The organism is Variovorax sp. GW821-FHT10C12 (assembly GCF_059415405.1).
The window spans coordinates 29,617-48,945 of the sequence record NZ_JBWKNE010000007.1 but is presented as its reverse complement, the minus strand read 5'-3'; the positions used below and the strand labels follow the sequence as shown (position 1 = coordinate 48,945).

Below are 19,329 nucleotides of genomic sequence, written 5' to 3'. Positions count from 1 at the left end.
GGCCGCGTACGTCGCTGCTGGCGGGGCCAGGCGCTGGGGCTGCAAGAGCCTGCGCGGACGTATCGGCGGCTGACAACGGCAGGTGAGGTGCCGTCAGACGGCCAGGCGCTTGCGGCCCTTGGCGCGGCGTGCGTTGATCACGGCGCGGCCGCCACGGGTCTTCATGCGGACCAGAAAGCCGTGGGTACGGGCGCGGCGGACTTTGGATGCTTGGTAAGTGCGTTTCATGATGGTTTCCTGATTCCCTGTTTGCGCCGGTTTCCGCATGAAGGCATGCACAAACCCGACGAGCGCTGGGGGAGCGAGTTTCGGATGGCCCCCGAAAGACGCTATGAAGGCTTTTCAGGGAAACCCGCAATTATCGCAAACATTGGCCGCCGGAACAATCTTCGACTGCATTTGCGGGCCTTTCCATGTGCACTGCAGCATGTGGATAAGGTTTTGACAAGTTAGAATGCCCGGCGCCTTCCAGCAGAGAATATCCACAATACCTATACAAGAAATGCCCGAAGGTTCCCTCACTTTTTCAAGCACCCATGTCGACTGACGGCATCGGCGAAAGCCTGTGGCAAGCCTGCGTCGACCAGCTCGCGCAGGAGCTGTCCGAGCAGCAGTTCAATACCTGGATCAAGCCCCTCCATGCGCAGGTCGCCGACGACCTTTCGCGCATGACAGTGTTCGTGGCCAACCGCTTCAAGCTCGACTGGATCCGTGCCCAGTACGCGGGCAAGATCGCGGCCATGGCCGAGAAGATGTACGGCCAGCCGGTCGCCATCGAGTTAGCGCTCGCTCCGCGTGAAGTCCCCGTCCGTGTTGCCCCCATGGCCGTTCTGGCCGAAACGGATGTGCCACGCGACGTGGCCGGTCCGGGCGAAGAGCCCGTTGCCGCCGGCTTCAAGAACCGCCTCAATTCGGGGCTCACTTTCGACACCCTGGTCGAGGGCACGGCCAACCGCATGGCACGCGCTGCGGCGATGCACGTGGCCGGCATGCCGGGCCATCTTTACAACCCGCTTTTCATCTACGGCGGCGTCGGCCTGGGCAAGACCCACCTGATGCATGCGGTGGGTAACCGGCTGCTGGCCGACCGGCCCGATTCCAAAGTTCTCTACATCCACGCCGAGCAATTCGTGTCGGATGTGGTCAAGGCCTATCAGCGCAAGACTTTCGATGAGTTCAAGGAACGCTACCACTCGCTCGATCTGCTGCTGATCGACGACGTGCAGTTCTTCGCCAACAAGGACCGCACGCAGGAAGAGTTCTTCAACGCGTTCGAGGCCCTGCTGGCCAAGAAGTCGCACATCGTGATGACCAGCGACACCTACCCCAAGGGACTGGCCGACATCCACGAGCGGCTGGTGTCGCGCTTCGATTCGGGCCTCACGGTGGCGATCGAGCCGCCCGAGCTCGAGATGCGCGTGGCGATTCTGATCAACAAGGCCCGCGTCGAAGGCACTGAAATGCCCGAGGAAGTCGCCTTCTTCGTGGCCAAGAACGTGCGCTCCAACGTGCGCGAGCTCGAAGGCGCCCTGCGCAAGATCCTGGCGTACTCGCGCTTCAACCAGAAGGAGATCTCGATCGCCTTGGCGCGCGAGGCGCTGCGCGACCTGCTGTCGATCCAGAATCGGCAGATCTCGGTCGAAAATATCCAGAAGACGGTGGCCGACTACTACAAGATCAAGGTCGCCGACATGTACAGCAAGAAACGCCCGGCCAGCATTGCGCGGCCACGGCAGATCGCGATGTACCTGGCCAAGGAGCTCACGCAGAAGAGCCTGCCGGAAATCGGCGAGCTGTTCGGCGGTCGCGACCACACGACGGTGCTCCACGCAGTGCGAAAGATTTCGGGCGAGCGCCAGCAGCTCACCGAACTCAACCAGCAGCTGCACGTCCTCGAACAGACCCTCAAAGGCTGAAGCCGAATGTCATCAAGAACGCCCCTCGCGACAGCGGAGAATGGCGTCCTGAAAGCTGATTCAAAGAGATAAGAGAAGAGGAAGAAGACATGATCGTTTTGAAGGCAACCCAAGACAAAGTTCTTGCCGCGCTGCAGTCGGTGGCCGGCATCGTGGAACGGCGTCATACCCTGCCGATCCTGGCCAATGTGCTGATCCGCAAGACCGGCGGCCAGCTGCAGCTGACCACCAGCGACCTCGAGATCCAGATCCGCACCACCGCCGAACTCGGTGGTGACGAGGGCAACTTCACGACCACCATCGGTGCGCGCAAGCTGATCGACATCCTGCGCACCATGCCGGCCGACCAGACCGTGAGCCTCGAATCGAGCGCCAGCAAGCTGGTGCTCAAGGGTGGCAAGAGCCGCTTTACGCTGCAGTCGCTGCCCGCCGAAGACTTCCCGCTGGTGCAGGAAGCCGCCAATTTCGGCCCCGTGTTCAGCGTGCCGCAAAAGACGCTGAAAGACCTGCTCTCGCAGGTGTCGTTCGCGATGGCCGTGCACGACATCCGCTACTACCTGAACGGCATCCTGTTCGTGGCCGAAGGCAAGCAGCTGAGCCTGGTGGCCACCGACGGCCACCGCCTGGCGTTCTCGTCGGCCCTGCTCGACGTCGAAGTGCCGCGCCAGGAGGTGATCCTGCCGCGCAAGACCGTGCTCGAAATGCAGCGCCTCTTGTCCGACGCCGAAGGCGCCATCGAGATGCAGTTCGCGAACAACCAGGCCAAGTTCAGCTTCGGCGGCATGGAGTTCGTCACCAAGCTGGTCGAGGGCAAGTTCCCCGACTACAACCGCGTGATTCCCAAGAACCACAAGAACACCGTCACGCTCGGCCGTGCACCGCTGCTGGCCAGCCTGCAGCGCACCGCCATCCTGACCAGCGAGAAGTTCAAGGGCGTGCGCCTGAACATCGAGCCGGGCACGCTGCGCATCGCGTCGAACAACGCCGAGCAGGAAGAAGCCCAGGACGAGCTCGACATCGACTACGGCGGCGACAGCATCGAAATCGGCTTCAACGTCACCTACCTGATCGACGCGCTGTCGAACATGGACCAGGACATGGTCAAGCTGGACCTGGCCGACTCCAACAGCTCGGCCTTGTTAACCATCCCCGAGAACGCATCTTTCAAGTACGTCGTGATGCCGATGCGCATCTAGACCCCCCAGGACACAGCGCCTTGCGCACACAACCCGCGGCCCCCCGCGGGTTTGCGCTTTCAAGAGGCGGCGAATTGAGCTTTTGAGAGCCCGAAAAATCACGGGAAACCCGTGAGAGACAGAGGAATTTCCGAATGAGTGCAGAAGAGAACAAGCCCGACGTGCCGCACACCGAGCCGGTCTATACCCCTGAAATCCAGATCGTGGCGCCCGAAGGCGCCCCCGCCGACACCAGCTACGGCGAAGGCTCGATCACGATCCTCGAAGGTCTGGAAGCCGTGCGCAAGCGCCCGGGCATGTACATCGGCGACACCTCCGACGGCACGGGCCTGCACCACCTCGTGTTCGAAGTGGTCGACAACTCCATCGACGAAGCGCTGGCGGGCCATTGCGACGACATCGTCGTGACCATCCACTCCGACAACTCGATCTCCGTCACCGACAACGGCCGCGGCATCCCGACCGGCGTGAAGATGGACGACAAGCACGAGCCCAAACGCTCGGCCGCTGAAATCGCGCTCACCGAACTGCACGCCGGCGGCAAGTTCAACCAGAACAGCTACAAGGTCTCGGGCGGCCTGCACGGCGTGGGCGTCTCGTGCGTGAATGCGCTGAGCGTGAAGCTGCGCCTCATCGTGCGCCGCGAAGGCAAGATCCACGAACTCGAATTCAGCCGCGGCTTCGTGCAGAACCGCCTGCTCGAGACCGTGAGCGGCGTCGAGGTCTCGCCCATGAAGATCATCGGCGACACCGACAAGCGCGGCACCGAAGTGCACTTCCTGCCCGACACGGAAATCTTCAAGGAAAACAACGATTTCCACTACGAGATCCTGAGCAAGCGCCTGCGCGAGCTGAGCTTCCTGAACAACGGCGTGCGCATCCGCCTGCTCGACGAACGCACCGGCAAGGAAGACGACTTCTCCGGCGCCGGCGGCGTGCGCGGCTTCGTGGAGTTCATCAACAAGGGCAAGACCGTCCTGCACCCGAACTCGTTCTACGCGGCGGGCGAAAAGCCGGCCGACACCTACGGCGGCATCCCCGGCACGCACATCGGCGTCGAAGTGGCGATGCAGTGGAACAGCGGCTACAACGAGCAGGTCCTCTGCTTCACCAACAACATCCCGCAGCGTGACGGCGGCACCCACCTCACGGGCCTGCGCGCCGCGATGACCCGCGTCATCAACAAGTACATCGAAGAGAACGAATTCGCCAAGAAGGCGAAGGTCGAGGTCACCGGCGACGACATGCGCGAAGGCCTGTGCTGCGTGCTGAGCGTGAAGGTGCCCGAGCCCAAGTTCTCCAGCCAGACCAAGGACAAGCTGGTGTCCAGCGAAGTGCGCGCGCCGGTGGAAGACATCGTCGGGCGCCTGCTCACCGACTACCTGCAGGAACGTCCGAACGACGCCAAGATCATCTGCGGCAAGATCGTCGAGGCCGCCCGCGCCCGCGAAGCCGCCCGCAAGGCCCGCGAAATGACGCGCCGCAAGGGCGTGCTCGACGGCATGGGCCTGCCCGGCAAGCTGGCCGACTGCCAGGAAAAGGACCCCGCCCTGTGCGAGGTCTACCTGGTGGAGGGTGACTCCGCCGGCGGCTCCGCCAAGCAGGGCCGCGACCGGAAGTTCCAGGCCATCCTGCCGCTGCGCGGCAAGATCCTGAACGTCGAAAAAGCGCGCTACGAGAAGCTGCTCACCAGCAACGAAATCCTGACGATGATCACCGCGCTGGGCACCGGCATCGGCCGCGCCGGCGCGACCACGGCGGGCGGCGGCGCGGACGACTTCAACGTCGCCAAGCTGCGTTACCACCGCATCATCATCATGACCGACGCCGACGTGGACGGCGCGCACATCCGCACGCTGCTGCTCACGTTCTTCTACCGCCAGATGCCCGAACTGGTCGAGCGCGGCCACATCTACATCGCGCAGCCGCCGCTGTACAAGGTGAAGGTCGGCAAGGAAGAGCAGTACCTGAAGGACGGCCCCGCGCTCGACGCCTTCCTGCTCAAGGTGGCACTGAAAGACGCGAGCATCGACACCGGCGGCGCCACTTCGACCACGCTGTCGGGCGACACCCTGGCCGAGCTGGCGCGCAAGCACCAGGTGGCCGAGGCCGTGATTGCGCGCCTGCGCAACTTCATGGACGCCGAAGCGCTGCGCGCCATCGCCGACGGCGTGGCGCTCGACCTCGACACGCCGGCCGCCGCCGAGGCCTCGGCCGTGGCACTGCAGGCCAAGCTGCGCGAACTCAACACGACCGGCGTGCCGGCCGAGGTGAGCAGCGAGTTCGACGCCCGCACCGACAAGCCGCTGCTGCGCATCAGCCGCCGCCACCACGGCAACATCAAGTCCAGCGTGATCTCGCAGGACTTCGTGCACGGCGCCGACTACGACGCGCTGGCGCAGGCCGCCAACACCTTCCGCGGCCTGCTGAGCGCCGAAGGCGCGCTGGTCAAGCGCGGCGAGGGCGAACGCGCCAAGGAAGAAAAGGTCGACGACTTCCGCCAGGCCATGAAGTGGCTGATCGGCGAAGCCGAACGCGCCACCTCGCGCCAGCGCTACAAGGGTCTGGGCGAGATGAACCCCGAGCAGCTGTGGGAAACCACCATGGACCCGACCGTGCGCCGCCTGCTGCGCGTGCAGATCGACGACGCGATCGAAGCCGATCGCGTGTTCACGATGCTGATGGGCGACGAGGTGGAGCCGCGCCGCGAGTTCATCGAGCAGAACGCGCTGCGCGCGTCGAACATCGACGTCTGATCGATCGATGGCGCGGCACCGGTGGTGTCGCGCTGTTCACCAAGGGGGCGCCTGCAAGCGCCCCTTTTTTTTGGCTCCTCTTACTGCTTGCGCTGCACGAACAGGTTGCGCTTCGCGTCCTCGGGGTACGCGAAGGTGATCTGCCCGTTGCGCACCACGCCCATCACCAGCATGTTGGGCGACAGCGCGTCCTTGTCGTTTTCCGAGAACGACTTGTCATACGTCGTGACCACGCCGTAGTACGGCCGCTTGGGCTGCTCGAGCGCGGCCTTGATGAACGGGCCTTCGAGCTTGCCGCTGGGCACATTGAACATCGCGTGGGCCAGCAGGTACGTGGCGTCGTAGGCCTGCGCGGCGGCCATCGGGACCGGGATGCGCTTGGTGTTGAATTTCCGTACGTAGTTGGACAGAAACGACGAGCGGCGCTCGTTGCTGGGCTCGGCGATGAAGCTCTGCGCCATCAACGCGCCTTCAGCGGCCTCCCGCGCGCCGTCGATGAACGAAGGGAAGGACAGCGGCCAGGCGCCGACCTGCGGCACCTTCCAGTTCAGGGCCTGCCGGCCGCGTGCGATGACGGCGTTTTCGGGGCCCACGGTGTAGCTGAAGATGACGTCCGCGCCGGCCGCCTTGGCCTCCGACAGCTCCTTCGTCAGGTCTTTCACACCGAGCTGAAAGCGGCCCACGTACACGGGCTTGAGGTTCCTGGCCGCCAGCGCCTTCTCCACATCCTTCACGCCCGCCTCGCCGTACCCGGTGGTGTCGTGCAGCACGGCAACCCGCTTCCAGCCCCGCGCCAGCAGATCGTCGACCACGAAAGGCGCCTGGATGCTGTCCTTGGGCGAGGTGCGAAACACATAACTCGTGGCCGGCGGATAGGTCGAGGTCAGCGGCGAGCCGGTGGCGCAGGGCACGATCAGCGGCAATTTCGCGTCATTGAAAACCGCCAATGAATTCATCGCCACGCCGGTATTGCAGAAGCCGATGGTGGCGACCACTTTTTCATTGACGAGGGCCTGGGATTGCGAACGGCCGACGTCCGGATTGGCCTGATCGTCCTTGATCACCAGTTCGAGCGAGCGCCCGAGATATCCGCCCACGGCATTGATTTCGTCGACGGCCATCTTCACGCCGTTGAGCATCGGCAGGCCGAAATCGGCCGATGGCCCGGTGAAAGGGCCGATGACACCGATGCGGATCGGCGCCGGTTGCTGTGCGCTTGCCTGGGCGGCCAGTCCCAAACCCATCAACAAGAAAATGAATCGACGATTTGGATGAGGCATTTGGTTTGCGCGCTTTGGAAAGAAGCGCCGAGCCTAATTTCTTTGCGCCTCCTCCCATAGCTAGGGAATGCCCAGTCAATTGCGCACGAATTCCGTCTTTTGTTGCCAATTCAGTACAGGCCGCGGGGCCGGCGACGGGCCGAAACGGGCTCGTTCGCAACGCGTCCGGGGCCCCGTCTCAGGGTTTCCGATGAAGGACACCCGAAAAGCGGAACTGAGGCCCGTCACACGGGCGTCACCAGCTATGAAAACAATAGCATTCACCTGCGCAACGCAGAAGCTTCCTCGTAAACGCTATATCTAGCCCGACTCTTGCTAAGCAAAATTCCTGACGGATTTCCTGTCACGCAAGATCGAGGACACACAGAGCAATGAACCCCAAGCGTTTCCAACAGCCCGTGGCTGCACTGGTTCTGGGCGGCGCATCGGTCGCCGCGGCCTTCCTCGGGGCCGTGTCGCCGGCCCATGCGTTCTCGAACCCACCGATCCAGGTCGCGCAGGGCATCGAATACATGTGCGGCGGTGCCGCCAAGGGCGAAGCCGCCTTCCTGGAAATGGTCGCGCCGCGATGGGCCGCGACCATCGACTTCCGCGTGAACGACGGCAAGGGCGCGCAGCAGGCCGGCTTCCCGGCCAAGGCAGCGATCCAGATCCGCCAGAAGTACACGGGCCAGACCGTCATGGAAGTGCAGACCCAGGCGCCTTACATGCTCGCGCGGCTCGAGCCGGGCGCCTACGACGTCGACGTGACGCTGGGCGGGCTCACGCTCACGCAGCAGCTGGTCGTGATCGCCGGCATCCCGGCGCGTGCCTCGTTCGTCTGGCCGTCGAACTTCGACATGGCCTCGGTCGCGCCGCCGCTGCCCCAGGCGCTGGCACAAACCGCCGCGCGCTGACCCGACGCGGGCCGCTGCGGCCCGCGCGCAGTTAAGTTTTCCTTAAGTCGTGCCCGGCACAGTGCTTTCCTGCGTGGCCTGTCGCCACCACCGCCCGGAAAGGAAGGCTTCGATGTCTCTCACCACCACCACCCCCCTGTTTCTGTTCTCGCACGCGCGGCCCATCGCCGCGGCGACGGGCGCCGCCTTGCTCGTGCTGCTCGGCGGTGCGCTCTCGGCGCAGCCGGCCCAGGCCGCGATGAACCCGCCGATCCTCATGGCGCACGGCGTCGAGTACATGAGCGGCGGCATCGGCCAGGACGAGGCGCAGCTGATGGAAACCGTGTCGCCGCGCTGGCCCGCGAGCTTCGAATTCGCAATCAAGGACGGCCGCCGCGCCGACTTCGCGGCCGGCGTGCACGTGACCGTGCGCGACAGCCACGGTACCGCGCTGCTCAACAACGTGGTCTCGGGCGGACCGTTCATGGTGGCGCGGCTCGAGCCGGGCCGCTATGAAGTGGAGGCTCGCATCGGCGGCCAGACGCTCAAGCAAACGCTGCAGGTGTCACTGGGCGCGCCGACCAAGGCGGTCTTCGAATGGCCGGCGGGCACCGACATGGCATCGGCCGGCACGCGCACGGTGCGGTAAGCACAGCGGCACCGCGCCGCAGCAGACACCGAACCGTCACGCCCGCGGCGCCCCAACGCCCGCTATCCGGTTGCCTTGCGCTATAGAAAAAATAGCGACCCAGGCAGCTTTCGACGCCTTGAATGCGCGGCATGCGCCTTGCAGATGACGTGTCCCGGGCGATGCCCGCGTCCCCCCAGTCCTCATGCCGATCCGTCCCCTGAGCGTCCTGACCGCGCTGCTGCACGTCTACATCGCGCTGCGCCTGCTGCCTGCGCTGGCGTCGCTCACGCCTGCGTGGCCGCTGGCGCTCGTGCTGCTGGCGGTGTCGGCGGTCACGATGCCGCTGCCGTTCGTGTCGCGCAGCCAGAAGGCCGGCCGCAAGGCGAAGCCGGCGGGCGAGACGCTGCACTGGATCGGCCTGATCAGCATGGGCTGGTTCTCCTCGCTGTTCGTGCTCACGCTGGTGCGCGACCTCGGCCTGCTGCTGGCCTGGCTGGCCAGCGCGCTCGGCGGCCTGCAGGTGCCCTGGGACAAGGTCGGGCCCTGGAGCACGCTGGCGGTGCTGACGCTCGCCACGGGCGTGTCGCTCATCGGCTTCATCAACGCGCGCCGCACGGCCGGCGTGAAGCAGGTCGAAGTGCCGATCCGCGGCCTGCCCGCGGCGCTCGACGGCTTCACCATCGCTCAGCTCAGCGACATCCACGTGGGCCCGACGATCCGCAACGGCTACATCCAGCGCATCGTCGACGCGGTGAACCGGCTCGGCGCCGACGCCATCGCGATCACCGGCGACCTGGTGGACGGCAGCGTGCCCGAACTGCGCGAGCACATCGCGCCGCTGGCGGGGCTGCGCGCACGCCACGGCACCTTCGTGGTCACGGGCAACCACGAGTACTACGCGGGCGCGCACGCCTGGATCGACGAGCTGCGCCGCCTCGGCCTGAAGGTGCTGCTGAACGAGCACGTGGTGCTGCAGACGCGCAACGTGCGCGGCGCGCAGACCGACGAAGAGCTGTTCGAGAGCGCGCTGGTGCTGGCCGGCGTGACCGACTTCACCGCCGGCCATTTCGACGCCGCGCACGCGAGCGACCCGCACCTGGCGCTGTACGACGCGCCGCCGCTGGTGCACACGCGCGTGCTGCTGGCACACCAGCCGCGCAGCGCGCCGGTGGCGGCCGCGGCCGGCTACCAGCTGCAGCTGTCGGGCCACACGCACGGCGGCCAGTTCTTTCCGTGGAACCTGTTCGTGCCGATGCAGCAGCCGTTCACGGCCGGCCTGCACAAGCTGCACGACATGTGGATCTACGTGAGCCGGGGCACCGGCTACTGGGGGCCGCCGAAGCGTTTCGGTGCGCCGTCGGAAATCACGCTGGTGACGCTGGTCCCGGCGCAGCCCTGAAACGCAGCGGCTTCAGGCCTGCAGTTCGGCCAGCAACCGCCGCGCGTTCGACGTGGCGGCGGTGTGGATCGGCTTGAGGCCTTCGCGCGCAATGCGCGCCGCCACGCCCGTGAGCTGACCCATCGTGCTGGCGCCGCGCGCCGTGGCCTGCACGAGCGCGTCGCCGTGCGTGGCCGCCTGCGCCGGCGTGAAGCTGCCGGCCAGCGAGAAGAGGGCGGTGGTGCCCTGCAGCCATTGCTGCCATGCGCGCTGGGCCAGCGAGGCCTGGCTGCTGTGCCACTGCCTGGCCATCGCCAGGCCCGACTCGCTGGCTGCCGCGAGCTTTTCGTGGCCCATCAGCTGGAACTCCGCGAGGTCGGCGGCGCTGGGCGTGAGCCCGGCTTTGGCGATGCGCTCGGTGCGCATGCGGATCACCGTGCCGGACGACAGCAGGGTCTCGTGGGTCTTGAGGGCCAGGTCGACCCATTGCATCAGCGGGCTGGCCACGCGGGCGGTGGTACTGAAGGACGACATGGGAAGAGGGCACGTAGGGGAACAGAGGGCCACTATAGGCCTGCAAAGTGAAAATTGTTGCAGTGCAACAATTCCTGACCGTCATTTCACCGATCGATTGCTTTCTGCGGGCAATATTTAACGTTTGTTGTGGTTGTTGCCGGCATCCGCGCGCAAACGCCCTGCACGCGCCTCGGTGACGAGGTAAGCGACCAGCGCCACGGCCAGCGGCAACAGGTAATACAGCGCGCGGTAGGCCAGCAGCGCCCCCAGCAGCCGGGTGCTGGGCACCTCGTGCGCCAACAGCGCCACGAACACGGCCTCCAGCACGCCGAGCCCCGCCGGCACGTGCGTGACCACGCCCGCCACGGCGGCGACCAGCAGCACCGCGAGCACCTGCGGATACCCGACTTCGCCCTGCAGCAGCACCCAGATCACGCCGCCGATGAGCGACCAGTTGAGGCACGACATCGCCAGCTGCAGCAAGGCCATCGGCAAGCTCGGCGTGCGCAGCGCATGGCCGCGCACGCGCCAGACGTGGCCATCGGAGAACGCGCACAGCGCCAGGTACGTCAGCGACACCATCAGCAGCACCGCGCCGAGCATGCGCAGGCCACCGCCGTCGATCTTCCAGTCGGGCGGCAGCGCCATCGGCCAGAAGCAGAAGGCCGCGCCGGCCACCACGAGGTAGCCGAGCCAGTTGGTCAGCATGCTGAAGCCCAGCACGCGCGTGATGGTCTCGTTGCCCAGCCCCAGGCGCGAGTACAGCCGGTAGCGGAAGGCCACGCCGCCCACCAGCGAGCCGAAGTTGAGGTTGAAGGCGTAGCTGATGAAGGTCACGCCGATCACGGTGCCGGCGCCGAGCCGGTGCTTCGTGAGGTGACGCCCGAGCAGGTCGTAGGTGCTGTAGAGCGCGAAGCTGGCGGCGGCCAGCGCGCCGGCCGCGAGCAGCGTGAGGGCCGGCAGCGCGCGCAGTGCGGCGAACACCTCGGCCCAGTCGATGGTGCGCGCCTGCTTCAGCAGCAGCCAGGCGATGGCGCCGAAGAAGGCCCAGATCGCCACGCGCCGCGCCCACGGCCACCAGGGCCGGTGCGTGAGCGCGAGCGAGGCACTCATGCGGTCTCCGTGCGCGCCGTGCCCTCGTCGCCCGTGTGCTTCTTCTGTTGCTGCGCCATGAGGTCGGTCGCCTCGGCCGGCGTGAGACGCGGCGCGTGGCGCGGCAGGCGGTTCAGCCACGACGGGTACCAGCGTAAGAAGTGGAAGACGAAGAAGCTGCGCACCAGCCGCCAGCCGCTCCACTCGCTGGCCAGGTCGTGCGTGCCGATCTGCTTGCAGCTGTGCTGCATGAGATGGTCCATGCGCTCCCACAGCAGGTGGTTGAACGCGGTGTCGCGCACGACCACGTTGGCCTCGAGGTTGAGCGACAGGCTCAGCGGGTCGAGGTTGCTCGAGCCCACGGTGCTCCAGCGGTCGTCCATGAGCGCGACCTTGCCGTGCAGCGGGCGGTCGCAGTACTCGTAGATGCGCACGCCCGCGTGCAGCAGGTGGTGGTACAGCATGCCGGCGGCCGTCTTCACGATCGGCATGTCGGGCTCGCCCTGCAGGATGAGGCGCACATCGACGCCGCGCCGCGCCGCGCGCCGCAGCTCCTTGATGAGCCGGTAGCCCGGAAAGAAGTACGCGTTGGCGATCACGATGCGCTCGCGCGCGGCGCGGATCGCGGCGCGGTAGTGGCGCTCGATGTCGTTGGTGTGGCGGCGGTTGTCGCGCGTGACGAAGATCGCGTCGGCCTCGCCCGCCGCGGCCTGCAGCTGCGACGCGGGCGGTGCCTGCTTCAGCCTTCGCCGGAACCAGCCCACGCCCTTGCCGCCGACTGCAATCGCGCGCAGCACGAACTGGTGGATCTCGGCCACGATCGGCCCGGCCAGCTCGACCGCGTAGTCCTGCTTGGCCTTGGGGCCGAAATCGAGCAGGTGGTCCTCGGAGTAATTGATGCCGCCCACGAAGGCGCGCTCGCCGTCGACCACCACGATCTTGCGGTGCATGCGGCGGAACACGTTGAGCCGCTGGCCCAGGAAGCGCTGGCCCGGGTCGAACACGCGCACCTTGACGCCGGCCGTGGCCAGGCTTTCGAGGTACTCGTGAGAGAGGTCGGGCGAGCCAAATCCGTCGATCATCAGGTCGACCTTCACGCCGCGCTGCGCCGCCGCGCGCATGGCCGCATGCAGCGCCAGGCCCACCTTGTCCTCGAACAGGATGAAGGTCTCGATGATCACTTCGCGCCGCGCCGCGCCAATCGCTTCGAACACGCGCGGAAAGAATTCCTCGCCGTTCTCCAGCAGGTCGATGCGGTTGCCGCCGGTCCAGTGGCCGGCGCGCTCGGGGGTGTCGCGCATGGGGGCCTCGGTGCTCACAGGTCGATGTCCGCCACCAGCGGGGCATGGTCCGACAGGTGCGACCAGGGCCGGCGCGGCAGCACCACGGGCGCGTGCGCGCCCGCGTTGCGCACGTAGATGCGGTCCAGCGGCAGCAGCGGCAGGCGCGCCGGAAAGGTGCGCGCGGCGCGGCCGTGGGCATGCACGAACACCTCGCGCAGCGACGCGCCTTCGGCCAGCACGTCGTGCGCGCGGGCGCGCCAGTCGTTGAAGTCGCCCGCCACGATCAGCGGCGCGTCGGCCGGCACCTCGTCGCGCACGATGTGGCACAGCAGCTCCAGCTGCTGCTGGCGTTGCGCCTCGGCCAGCCCGAGGTGCGCGCAGATCGCATGCACATCGACCGTGCGCCCGGGCAGGCGCAGCACGCAGTGCAGCAGGCCGCGCTTCTCGGGGCCGCTCACCGACACGTCGTGGTTGCGGAAATGCACGATCGGAAACTTCGACAACACCGCGTTGCCGTGGTGCCCCTTCGGATACACCGCGTTGCGCCCGTAGGCGAACTGCGGCCACATGGTGTCGGCCAGGAATTCGTAGTGCGGCGCCTCGGGCCAGTTGTTCACGGTGCGCGAATGGCGCGCGTGCGTGCCCATCACCTCCTGCAGGAACACCACGTCGGCGCCCACGGTGCGCACCGCATCGCGCAGCTCCGGGAGGATGAAGCGGCGGTTCAGCGCCGTGAAGCCTTTGTGGGTGTTCACGGTCATGACCTTGAGCGAGGCCGGTGCGGCGGCGACAGCGGCCTCGGGCAGCGGGGAAATGATGGGGGAGGACATCGGTGTTCCCGTTGTACGTGGCCGCGCCCGCGCCGACTGTAGGAACGCGCCACCTTCTTCGCGTGCCTTTCACGCAAGGGCGGCGGGCTCCTACAGGCAGGCCTGCCGCACCCCCACACAGCGCCCGAAACGAGGCTCCTACGGTGGTTTCAAAGCCGATGCCATCGCGCTCGTGCTTTGTGCCTTTTTCCATCTGCAAAGGAGCTTTCCATGATGACCACCCTGCAACGCCTGACGATCCCCACCGCGCTGCTCGCCGCCCTGCTGGGCGCGGGCCTCGCCCAGGCCCAGAAGCCGGCACCTGTCGAACCGATGGCGGGCGACAGCTCGATGCCCGTCTCGCGCGAGGCCGTGAAGGCCGAGGCCCGCGCGCAGAACCGCAACAACGCCAACAGCGTGGTGCCCAAGGGCGAGGCCAGCACCACCGTGAACCACCAGCCCAACGCGATGCCGTCGCCGACCGGCGAGCGCTCGCGCGCGGAAGTGCGCGCCGAGACGCAGCATGTGAAGCCGCGCTTCGGCCAGCCGGGTGAACGCCCGGCGGTGCCGACCAACCCGACCGAGAAGACGGGCACGCCGCAGTAACACCGCGCGCCCACGAAAAAGCCCGCGATGCTTTGCGCATCGCGGGCTTTTTTCTGCCCTTTCCTGGAGGCCGGCTCCCTTCAGCCGGCCGCCTGGTCGTCAGCTCTTGGCCGGCGCCGCACCGTGGTGGCCTTCATGCCCACCGCGATGGAAGCGATGGCCGTGGCCCGCGAACTTCGCGGTCTCGGCGTCGAAGGTCTTCTGCTGCTCGGGCGTCAGCGCGGCGTAGAAGGTCTTGGTCGCTTCGGCGCGCTTGGCGAACCGGGCGCTGCGCTCGGCCTGGCGGGCCTGCATGTGCTCCAGGCGCTGGGGCGTGGTCAGCTTGGCGAACTCGGCGCGGTCCATGCGCTGCGGGCGGGCGGCACCGGCCGGCGGCTGGCTGGCCTCGGTGAAGCTGCCCCACGCGCCTTCCTGGGCGCTGGTGAGCTTGAGCTTGTCCTTCAGCGCGGCCAGGCGCTTGGCACGGTGCTCCTTCATGCGCTCCATGCGCTGGGCCGGGTCCATGCGCTTGTGCTGCGCCTTGGGTGCGGCGGTGGCATCGGCGGGGGCCGTGGCGGCCGTGGGTGCGGCGGTCGACGGCGCGGTGGCGGCCGGCGCCTGAGCGAAGGCACCCGAAGAGGCGAGGGCGGCCGAACCCAGCAGGCTGGCCCAGACGATGCGTTGGCGAAGAGAGATCATGAGAGTCGCTTCCTTTCGAAGAAGTCCGCCACCAAAGGGCAGCGGGTGAGACGAAGTGTGGAGCGCCTCTGTAACGCGTCCGTGAGCCGAACGTGAGCGTGCGTAAAGAAGCATGAACCGCAGCGCGGTCCTGTGGCCTGCAGCGTGACTTATTTGGGCCGGGGCGCCTTCAACCCGCGGTCGGGCACCTGCAGCTTGCCGGCGCGCAGCGCGGCCACCGCAGCACCACGGCGCGCGCGACGTTGCGCACCTCTTCCTGCACATCGGCATCGGCGTCCAGCGCCTCGTGGCTGGTGGCGTAGGGCGCGTAGTAGCCGATGTAGCGGTCCAGCCGCGCCTGGGCGCCCGCGTCGACCAGGCCCATCCAGTCGAGCCAGTCCGTGAGGTTGCGGCGCAGGCCCTCGGGGCCGGCCACGTCGCCGTGCACCACCACGCCGTAGACGCGGCCTTCCAGGTGCTTGGGGTAGCCCCAGCCTTCGAGCTCCAGGGCCTTGGCCTCGTCGGGCTTCTTGCCGTGCGTGCTGGTGGGGTCGGGGTTGCCGCCGTCGGCGCACACGAGGCGGTCGATCATGAGCTTGAGCGGGCTCGCGGCCTGGTACCAGTGCGTGGGCGTGAGCACGATCACGCCGTGCGCGGCCACCCAGCGTTCGTAGATCTCGTTCATCCAGTCGCCGGTCTGGCGCAGCGCGTGGTTGGGGTAGCAGCTGCAGGGCCAATGGCACAGCGGCATCGCGGTGGAGACGCAGCCCTTGCACGGGTGGATGTGGCGGCCGTAGTCCGACGTGAGCCGGCTCAGGTCGAGCACGTCGACCTCGATGCCGCCGCCTTCGAGCACCTCGCGCGCGCACTGCGTGAGGCGCCAGGTCTTGGAGATTTCGCCGGGGCAGGTGCCGTCGTTGCGCGGCGAGCCGTTGACGAGCAGCACGCGCGAGCGGGTCTCGGGCCGGCCCCAGGCGTCCTGCGCCGCGTCGATGCGCGCGCGGGCGTCGAGCCAGTCGACCGAGAGTTCGTAGTCGGGGTCGGCATAGCCGGGCCCGGCGCGGCGCGTGACGGGCGCCTTGCGGCCTTCGTCGTAGGCTTGCCAGGCGATGTCTTCCAGGCGCCGCAGCGCCTCGGTCTCGGCCCGGAACGCCGGGTCGTGGAAGCTCTGCATGAAGCGGTCGTGGAACTCGGCGCGCTGCAGCATCGGCGGCGCCTGTCCCTTGCGTATCGTGGGAGGCATGTCCGCAATCTAGGCGGCGCACCGGCCGGCGCGACCCGCACGCGACGCCGACTTGCGGTAGGCGAGCGACTACAGAGGCTTCGGGCTCAGCCCAGCTTGCCGTTCTGGAAGTCGTGCACCGCCTGCTTGATCTGCTCGGGCGTGTTCATCACGAAGGGTCCGTACTGCGCGATGGGCTCGTTCAGCGGACGGCCCGCGATGAGCAGCGCGCGCGCCGGGCTGTGGTTGCTGGCGCCGGCGCGCAGCACGGTGCCGTCACTGCCGGGGTCGTTCGCCAGGATGGCCATGCGCCGCGTCGGCACCTCGCTGCCCGCGATCCACAGCGATTCGCGGAACACGTAGACCAGCGCGTTGTGGTCAGGCGGCAGCGGCTGCGCGAACTCGGCGCCGGGCGGCAGCGTGATGTCCAGGTACAGCGGTTGGGTGTGCGCGCGCTGCTCCGCGCCTGCGACGCCGTGGCTGACGCCGGCGATCACGCGCACATGCGCGCCGCTGGCGGTGGTGAACTCGGGGATCTCGCTGCTCTGGATGTCGCGGTACCAGGGCTCGCGCATCTTGTCCTTCGCCGGCAGGTTGAGCCACAGCTGGAAGCCTTCCATCAGACCTTCTTCCTGCTCGGGCAGCTCGCTGTGCACGAGGCCGCGGCCGGCCGTCATCCACTGCACGCCGCCGTTCTCGAGCAGGCCTTCGTGGCCCGCGCTGTCGCGGTGGCGCATGCGCCCGGCGATCATGTAAGTGACCGTTTCGAAGCCCCGGTGTGGATGGTTCGGAAAGCCGCCGATGTAGTCGCCCGGGTTGTCGCTGCCGAAGGCATCGAGCATCAGGTAGGGGTCGAGCCGCTTCTGCAGCGGCTGCTGCAGCACGCGGGTGAGTTTGACGCCGTCGCCGTCACTGGTGGAAACACCGGCCACGATGTGGTCGATGCCGCGCGGGGTGGCGACGGGATCGGTGGGGTGGTGGTGGGCATGAACGTTCGTCATGCCGCCCATGGTGGCACCAAAGCCCCGACCGCGCCACCGGTGGGGATGCCCACTGCGGGTGGGGTTCAGCTCAGCGCGGCCACTGCTGGCGCTGCCAGTAGCAGTACTGCCAACGCGTCTCGAAGCCCGCGCGGCGGTACAGGGCCAGCGCCGGCTGGTTCTGCGCGTCGACCTGCAGGAACACGCGCTCGACACCGCGTGCCAGCGCCGCCTGCGCCAGGCCGGCGAGCACGCGCCCGGCCAGGCCGCGCCCGCGCTGCGAGGGAGCGGTGCGCATGCCGTGCACGCTGGCCCAGCCGTGGCCGAAGGCCATGGCGCCGGCCGCCACGGTGGCGCCGTTTTCGCGCACGCTCGCAAAGAGCGAACCCGTGGCGCGCGACAGCGAACGCACGCGGTGCACGCCGTCGACCGGGTCGAAGCCTTCGCCCAGGAACAGCGCGGCCCAGGCCGGGTCGGGCGTCGCGTCGACATCGGCCAGCCGCAGGTCCGCCGCGACGAGGTCGCGCATGCGCCGCGACGAGCCGGTCTGCACGCAGGTCGGGCTGTCGGCCACGTAATGCCGGCGGGCGAGTTCGGCGCGCAGCGTGTCGAAGCAGGCGGCGTCGGCCAGCCGCAGCGCAGGCGCGACCTGGCGGCTGTCGCAGCGGTCTTCGATGCGGTCCAGCGTGGCGGGCTCAACCGGGTCGCGGTGCAGCGGCACGGCGGAGCGGGCACGTTTGACGGTGCCGCGGTCGAAGGGCAGCAGCCAGCCGTCGAGTTCTTCGCAGGCTTCGGGTGCGACCGCCGCGACGGTGGCGCGTTCGATGGCTTCGATGTCGTGCGGGGCAATGCTCATTGCACGGCTTCCGGCGGCGCGTACTTGGCCGCGGCCACGCTCTTGAGCAGCGCCTCACGCTGGTTGCGGCTGATGCCGCGCACGCTCTCGGCCACCCACTTGGTGCGGTCGGGATCGATCTGGCCGTCGCGCCGCCATTGCTCCAGCACGGCCTGCGGCTTGTGCAACATGGCTGCGAGCCAGACCGCCTGCGCCGGCTCGAGCGTGCGCGCGCTGCGCTTGAAGTAGCGCCGCGCCGCCGCCTCGCCGCCGCAGAGGTTGCCGCCCCACGGGGCGTTGTCCAGGTACAGCTGCAGGATGCGGGCCTTGCCCAGCGTCTGCTCCATCTCGACCGCATAGAGCAGCTCGCGCAGCTTGCGCTCGGCCGTGCGGTCGCTGCCGGTGACCAGCAGCTTGGCCAGCTGCTGCGTGAGCGTGCTGCCGCCGCGCCGGGTCTGGCCGGGCTTCTGGTTGTGGTCGATCGAGGCGAGGATTTCGGTCAGGTCGTAGCCGGCGTGGCTGAAGAAGCGCTGGTCTTCCGCCGCGATGACGGCGCGCGCCAGCCAGCTGTCGTTGGCCAGCTTGCCCGACGGGCCGCAGCTGGTGCGTGCGCCCAGCATGGCCTCGGTGCCAAGCCCCTCGACGGTGAACTGGCTGATGGCCGGCTGCACCGCGAAGGTGGCGTCGGGCAGCAGCAGCTGCGCCTGCAGCGCCAGCGTGCCGCCGATGCGGGCGCGTTGCAGCTCGGGCAGCGCCGGCACCAGCACGGCATACCAGCGGGCGATGGGCGCGTCCTGCACGCGGACGTCGAGCTGCAGGTTCTTCGGCGCGAGGCGGCCGGTCCAGCTGCCCTGCAGCAGGGCGTTGCTGTCGGCTGCCTGTGGCGTGGCCTCGAAGGTGCCGGCCAGCGTGTTGCCGTCGCGCCGCACGGTGGCCACCAGCCGCTCGACCTGGATGGGCTGTGTACCGAGCGCAGGCACGTCGGCGCTGCACGGCGCGCAGCGCATCTGCTGCTGGCCGGTTTTCTCGTCCCAGGTGAAGTGCACGGTGCCGAAGCGGGTGTCCAGCGCGTGGCCGTTCAGCCGCGGCGCGAACCACGACGAGGTGGCCAGCCGCACCGCGGTCGGCACGCCGACCTCGAAGTCGAGCGGGCCGGCCTTGACCGTGGTGCTCCACTCGCCCGCGGAGGGGGCGAGGGCGATCTTGGCTATCAGGAAGATAGCCACCAGGGCTGTCAGCACCAGGGCCAGCAGCCCGTAAATCACGAATCTCAGGGTCTTCTTCACAAACACGTTCT

Annotated in this window: 17 protein-coding genes and 1 pseudogene; 7 read left to right on the top strand and 11 right to left on the bottom strand. The window is 67.8% G+C overall.

The features are described 5' to 3' along the window. Nucleotides 1-93 precede the first annotated feature (93 nt). The gene (gene rpmH, locus AC07OH_RS24875; protein WP_007834827.1) at nt 94-228 is read right to left on the bottom strand and encodes a 50S ribosomal protein L34; all 135 of its coding nucleotides are present in this window, start codon (nt 226-228) and stop codon (nt 94-96) included. A gap of 308 nt (nt 229-536) precedes the next feature. On the opposite strand from rpmH, the gene dnaA reads away from it, so the two are divergent. The 3 genes from dnaA to gyrB all read left to right on the top strand — a co-directional run bounded on the left by dnaA (nt 537) and on the right by gyrB (nt 5,868). Next, nucleotides 537-1,916 (top strand): chromosomal replication initiator protein DnaA, encoded by a 1,380-nt coding sequence (gene dnaA, locus AC07OH_RS24870; protein ID WP_495302492.1) that lies wholly within the window; start codon nt 537-539, stop codon nt 1,914-1,916. A gap of 89 nt (nt 1,917-2,005) precedes the next feature. Continuing rightward, nucleotides 2,006-3,112, top strand: coding sequence for a DNA polymerase III subunit beta (dnaN, locus tag AC07OH_RS24865; protein ID WP_099794246.1), 1,107 nt, complete (start codon nt 2,006-2,008; stop codon nt 3,110-3,112). A 134-nt stretch (nt 3,113-3,246) separates the two neighbouring features. Next, on the top strand, nt 3,247-5,868 hold the full coding sequence (gene gyrB, locus AC07OH_RS24860) for a DNA topoisomerase (ATP-hydrolyzing) subunit B (RefSeq protein ID WP_495302491.1): 2,622 nt from the start codon (nt 3,247-3,249) through the stop codon (nt 5,866-5,868). Nucleotides 5,869-5,948: 80 nt separating this feature from the next. On the opposite strand, the gene AC07OH_RS24855 is transcribed toward gyrB, so the two are convergent. After that, a complete protein-coding gene (locus tag AC07OH_RS24855; protein ID WP_495302490.1) occupies nt 5,949-7,112 on the bottom strand; it encodes an ABC transporter substrate-binding protein in 1,164 nt (387 codons plus the stop codon). A gap of 407 nt (nt 7,113-7,519) precedes the next feature. Between AC07OH_RS24855 and AC07OH_RS24850 the strand changes: the two genes are divergently transcribed. From AC07OH_RS24850 to AC07OH_RS24840, 3 genes are all read left to right on the top strand, one after another. Next, nucleotides 7,520-8,044, top strand: coding sequence for a hypothetical protein (locus AC07OH_RS24850; protein WP_495302489.1), 525 nt, complete (start codon nt 7,520-7,522; stop codon nt 8,042-8,044). A 112-nt stretch (nt 8,045-8,156) separates the two neighbouring features. After that, entirely contained in the window at nt 8,157-8,672 is a 516-nt protein-coding gene (locus tag AC07OH_RS24845; RefSeq protein ID WP_495302488.1) for a hypothetical protein, read from the top strand. A gap of 184 nt (nt 8,673-8,856) precedes the next feature. Further along, complete coding sequence (locus tag AC07OH_RS24840; RefSeq protein ID WP_495302487.1) at nt 8,857-10,053, top strand: metallophosphoesterase; 1,197 nt, start codon at nt 8,857-8,859, stop codon at nt 10,051-10,053. A gap of 12 nt (nt 10,054-10,065) precedes the next feature. Here AC07OH_RS24840 and AC07OH_RS24835 read toward each other — a convergent pair whose 3' ends face one another. The 4 genes from AC07OH_RS24835 to AC07OH_RS24820 form a co-directional block, all read right to left on the bottom strand. Continuing rightward, nucleotides 10,066-10,566, bottom strand: coding sequence for a polyhydroxyalkanoate granule-associated phasin (locus tag AC07OH_RS24835; RefSeq protein WP_495302486.1), 501 nt, complete (start codon nt 10,564-10,566; stop codon nt 10,066-10,068). A 117-nt stretch (nt 10,567-10,683) separates the two neighbouring features. Continuing rightward, nucleotides 10,684-11,661 carry a lysylphosphatidylglycerol synthase domain-containing protein gene (locus AC07OH_RS24830; protein WP_495302485.1) on the bottom strand — a complete coding sequence of 326 codons (978 nt, stop codon included), beginning with the start codon at nt 11,659-11,661 and terminating at the stop codon, nt 10,684-10,686. Further along, the gene (gene clsB / locus AC07OH_RS24825) at nt 11,658-12,941 is read right to left on the bottom strand and encodes a cardiolipin synthase ClsB (protein WP_495302484.1); all 1,284 of its coding nucleotides are present in this window, start codon (nt 12,939-12,941) and stop codon (nt 11,658-11,660) included. The genes AC07OH_RS24830 and clsB overlap by 4 nt, the downstream gene beginning before the upstream one ends. A gap of 14 nt (nt 12,942-12,955) precedes the next feature. After that, nucleotides 12,956-13,753: an endonuclease/exonuclease/phosphatase family protein gene (locus AC07OH_RS24820; protein ID WP_495302483.1), complete on the bottom strand. Its 798-nt coding sequence runs from the start codon at nt 13,751-13,753 to the stop codon at nt 12,956-12,958. A 210-nt stretch (nt 13,754-13,963) separates the two neighbouring features. Between AC07OH_RS24820 and AC07OH_RS24815 the strand changes: the two genes are divergently transcribed. Beyond that, on the top strand, nt 13,964-14,338 hold the full coding sequence (locus AC07OH_RS24815; protein WP_235944255.1) for a serine/threonine protein kinase: 375 nt from the start codon (nt 13,964-13,966) through the stop codon (nt 14,336-14,338). A 99-nt stretch (nt 14,339-14,437) separates the two neighbouring features. Here AC07OH_RS24815 and AC07OH_RS24810 read toward each other — a convergent pair whose 3' ends face one another. The 5 genes and pseudogenes from AC07OH_RS24810 to AC07OH_RS24790 all read right to left on the bottom strand — a co-directional run bounded on the left by AC07OH_RS24810 (nt 14,438) and on the right by AC07OH_RS24790 (nt 19,318). Further along, the gene (locus AC07OH_RS24810) at nt 14,438-15,016 is read right to left on the bottom strand and encodes a Spy/CpxP family protein refolding chaperone (RefSeq protein WP_495302482.1); all 579 of its coding nucleotides are present in this window, start codon (nt 15,014-15,016) and stop codon (nt 14,438-14,440) included. 149 nt (nt 15,017-15,165) lie between these two features. Further along, a pseudogene (locus tag AC07OH_RS24805) lies at nt 15,166-16,238 on the bottom strand (flavodoxin family protein). Between the two features lie 86 nt (nt 16,239-16,324). Beyond that, nucleotides 16,325-17,218: a pirin family protein gene (locus tag AC07OH_RS24800; RefSeq protein WP_495302481.1), complete on the bottom strand. Its 894-nt coding sequence runs from the start codon at nt 17,216-17,218 to the stop codon at nt 16,325-16,327. A 70-nt stretch (nt 17,219-17,288) separates the two neighbouring features. After that, the gene (locus AC07OH_RS24795; protein ID WP_495302480.1) at nt 17,289-18,053 is read right to left on the bottom strand and encodes a GNAT family N-acetyltransferase; all 765 of its coding nucleotides are present in this window, start codon (nt 18,051-18,053) and stop codon (nt 17,289-17,291) included. After that, entirely contained in the window at nt 18,050-19,318 is a 1,269-nt protein-coding gene (locus tag AC07OH_RS24790; RefSeq protein ID WP_495302479.1) for a biosynthetic peptidoglycan transglycosylase, read from the bottom strand. Before AC07OH_RS24790 ends, AC07OH_RS24795 begins: the two co-directional genes overlap by 4 nt. Between the last annotated feature and the right edge of the window lie 11 nt (nt 19,319-19,329).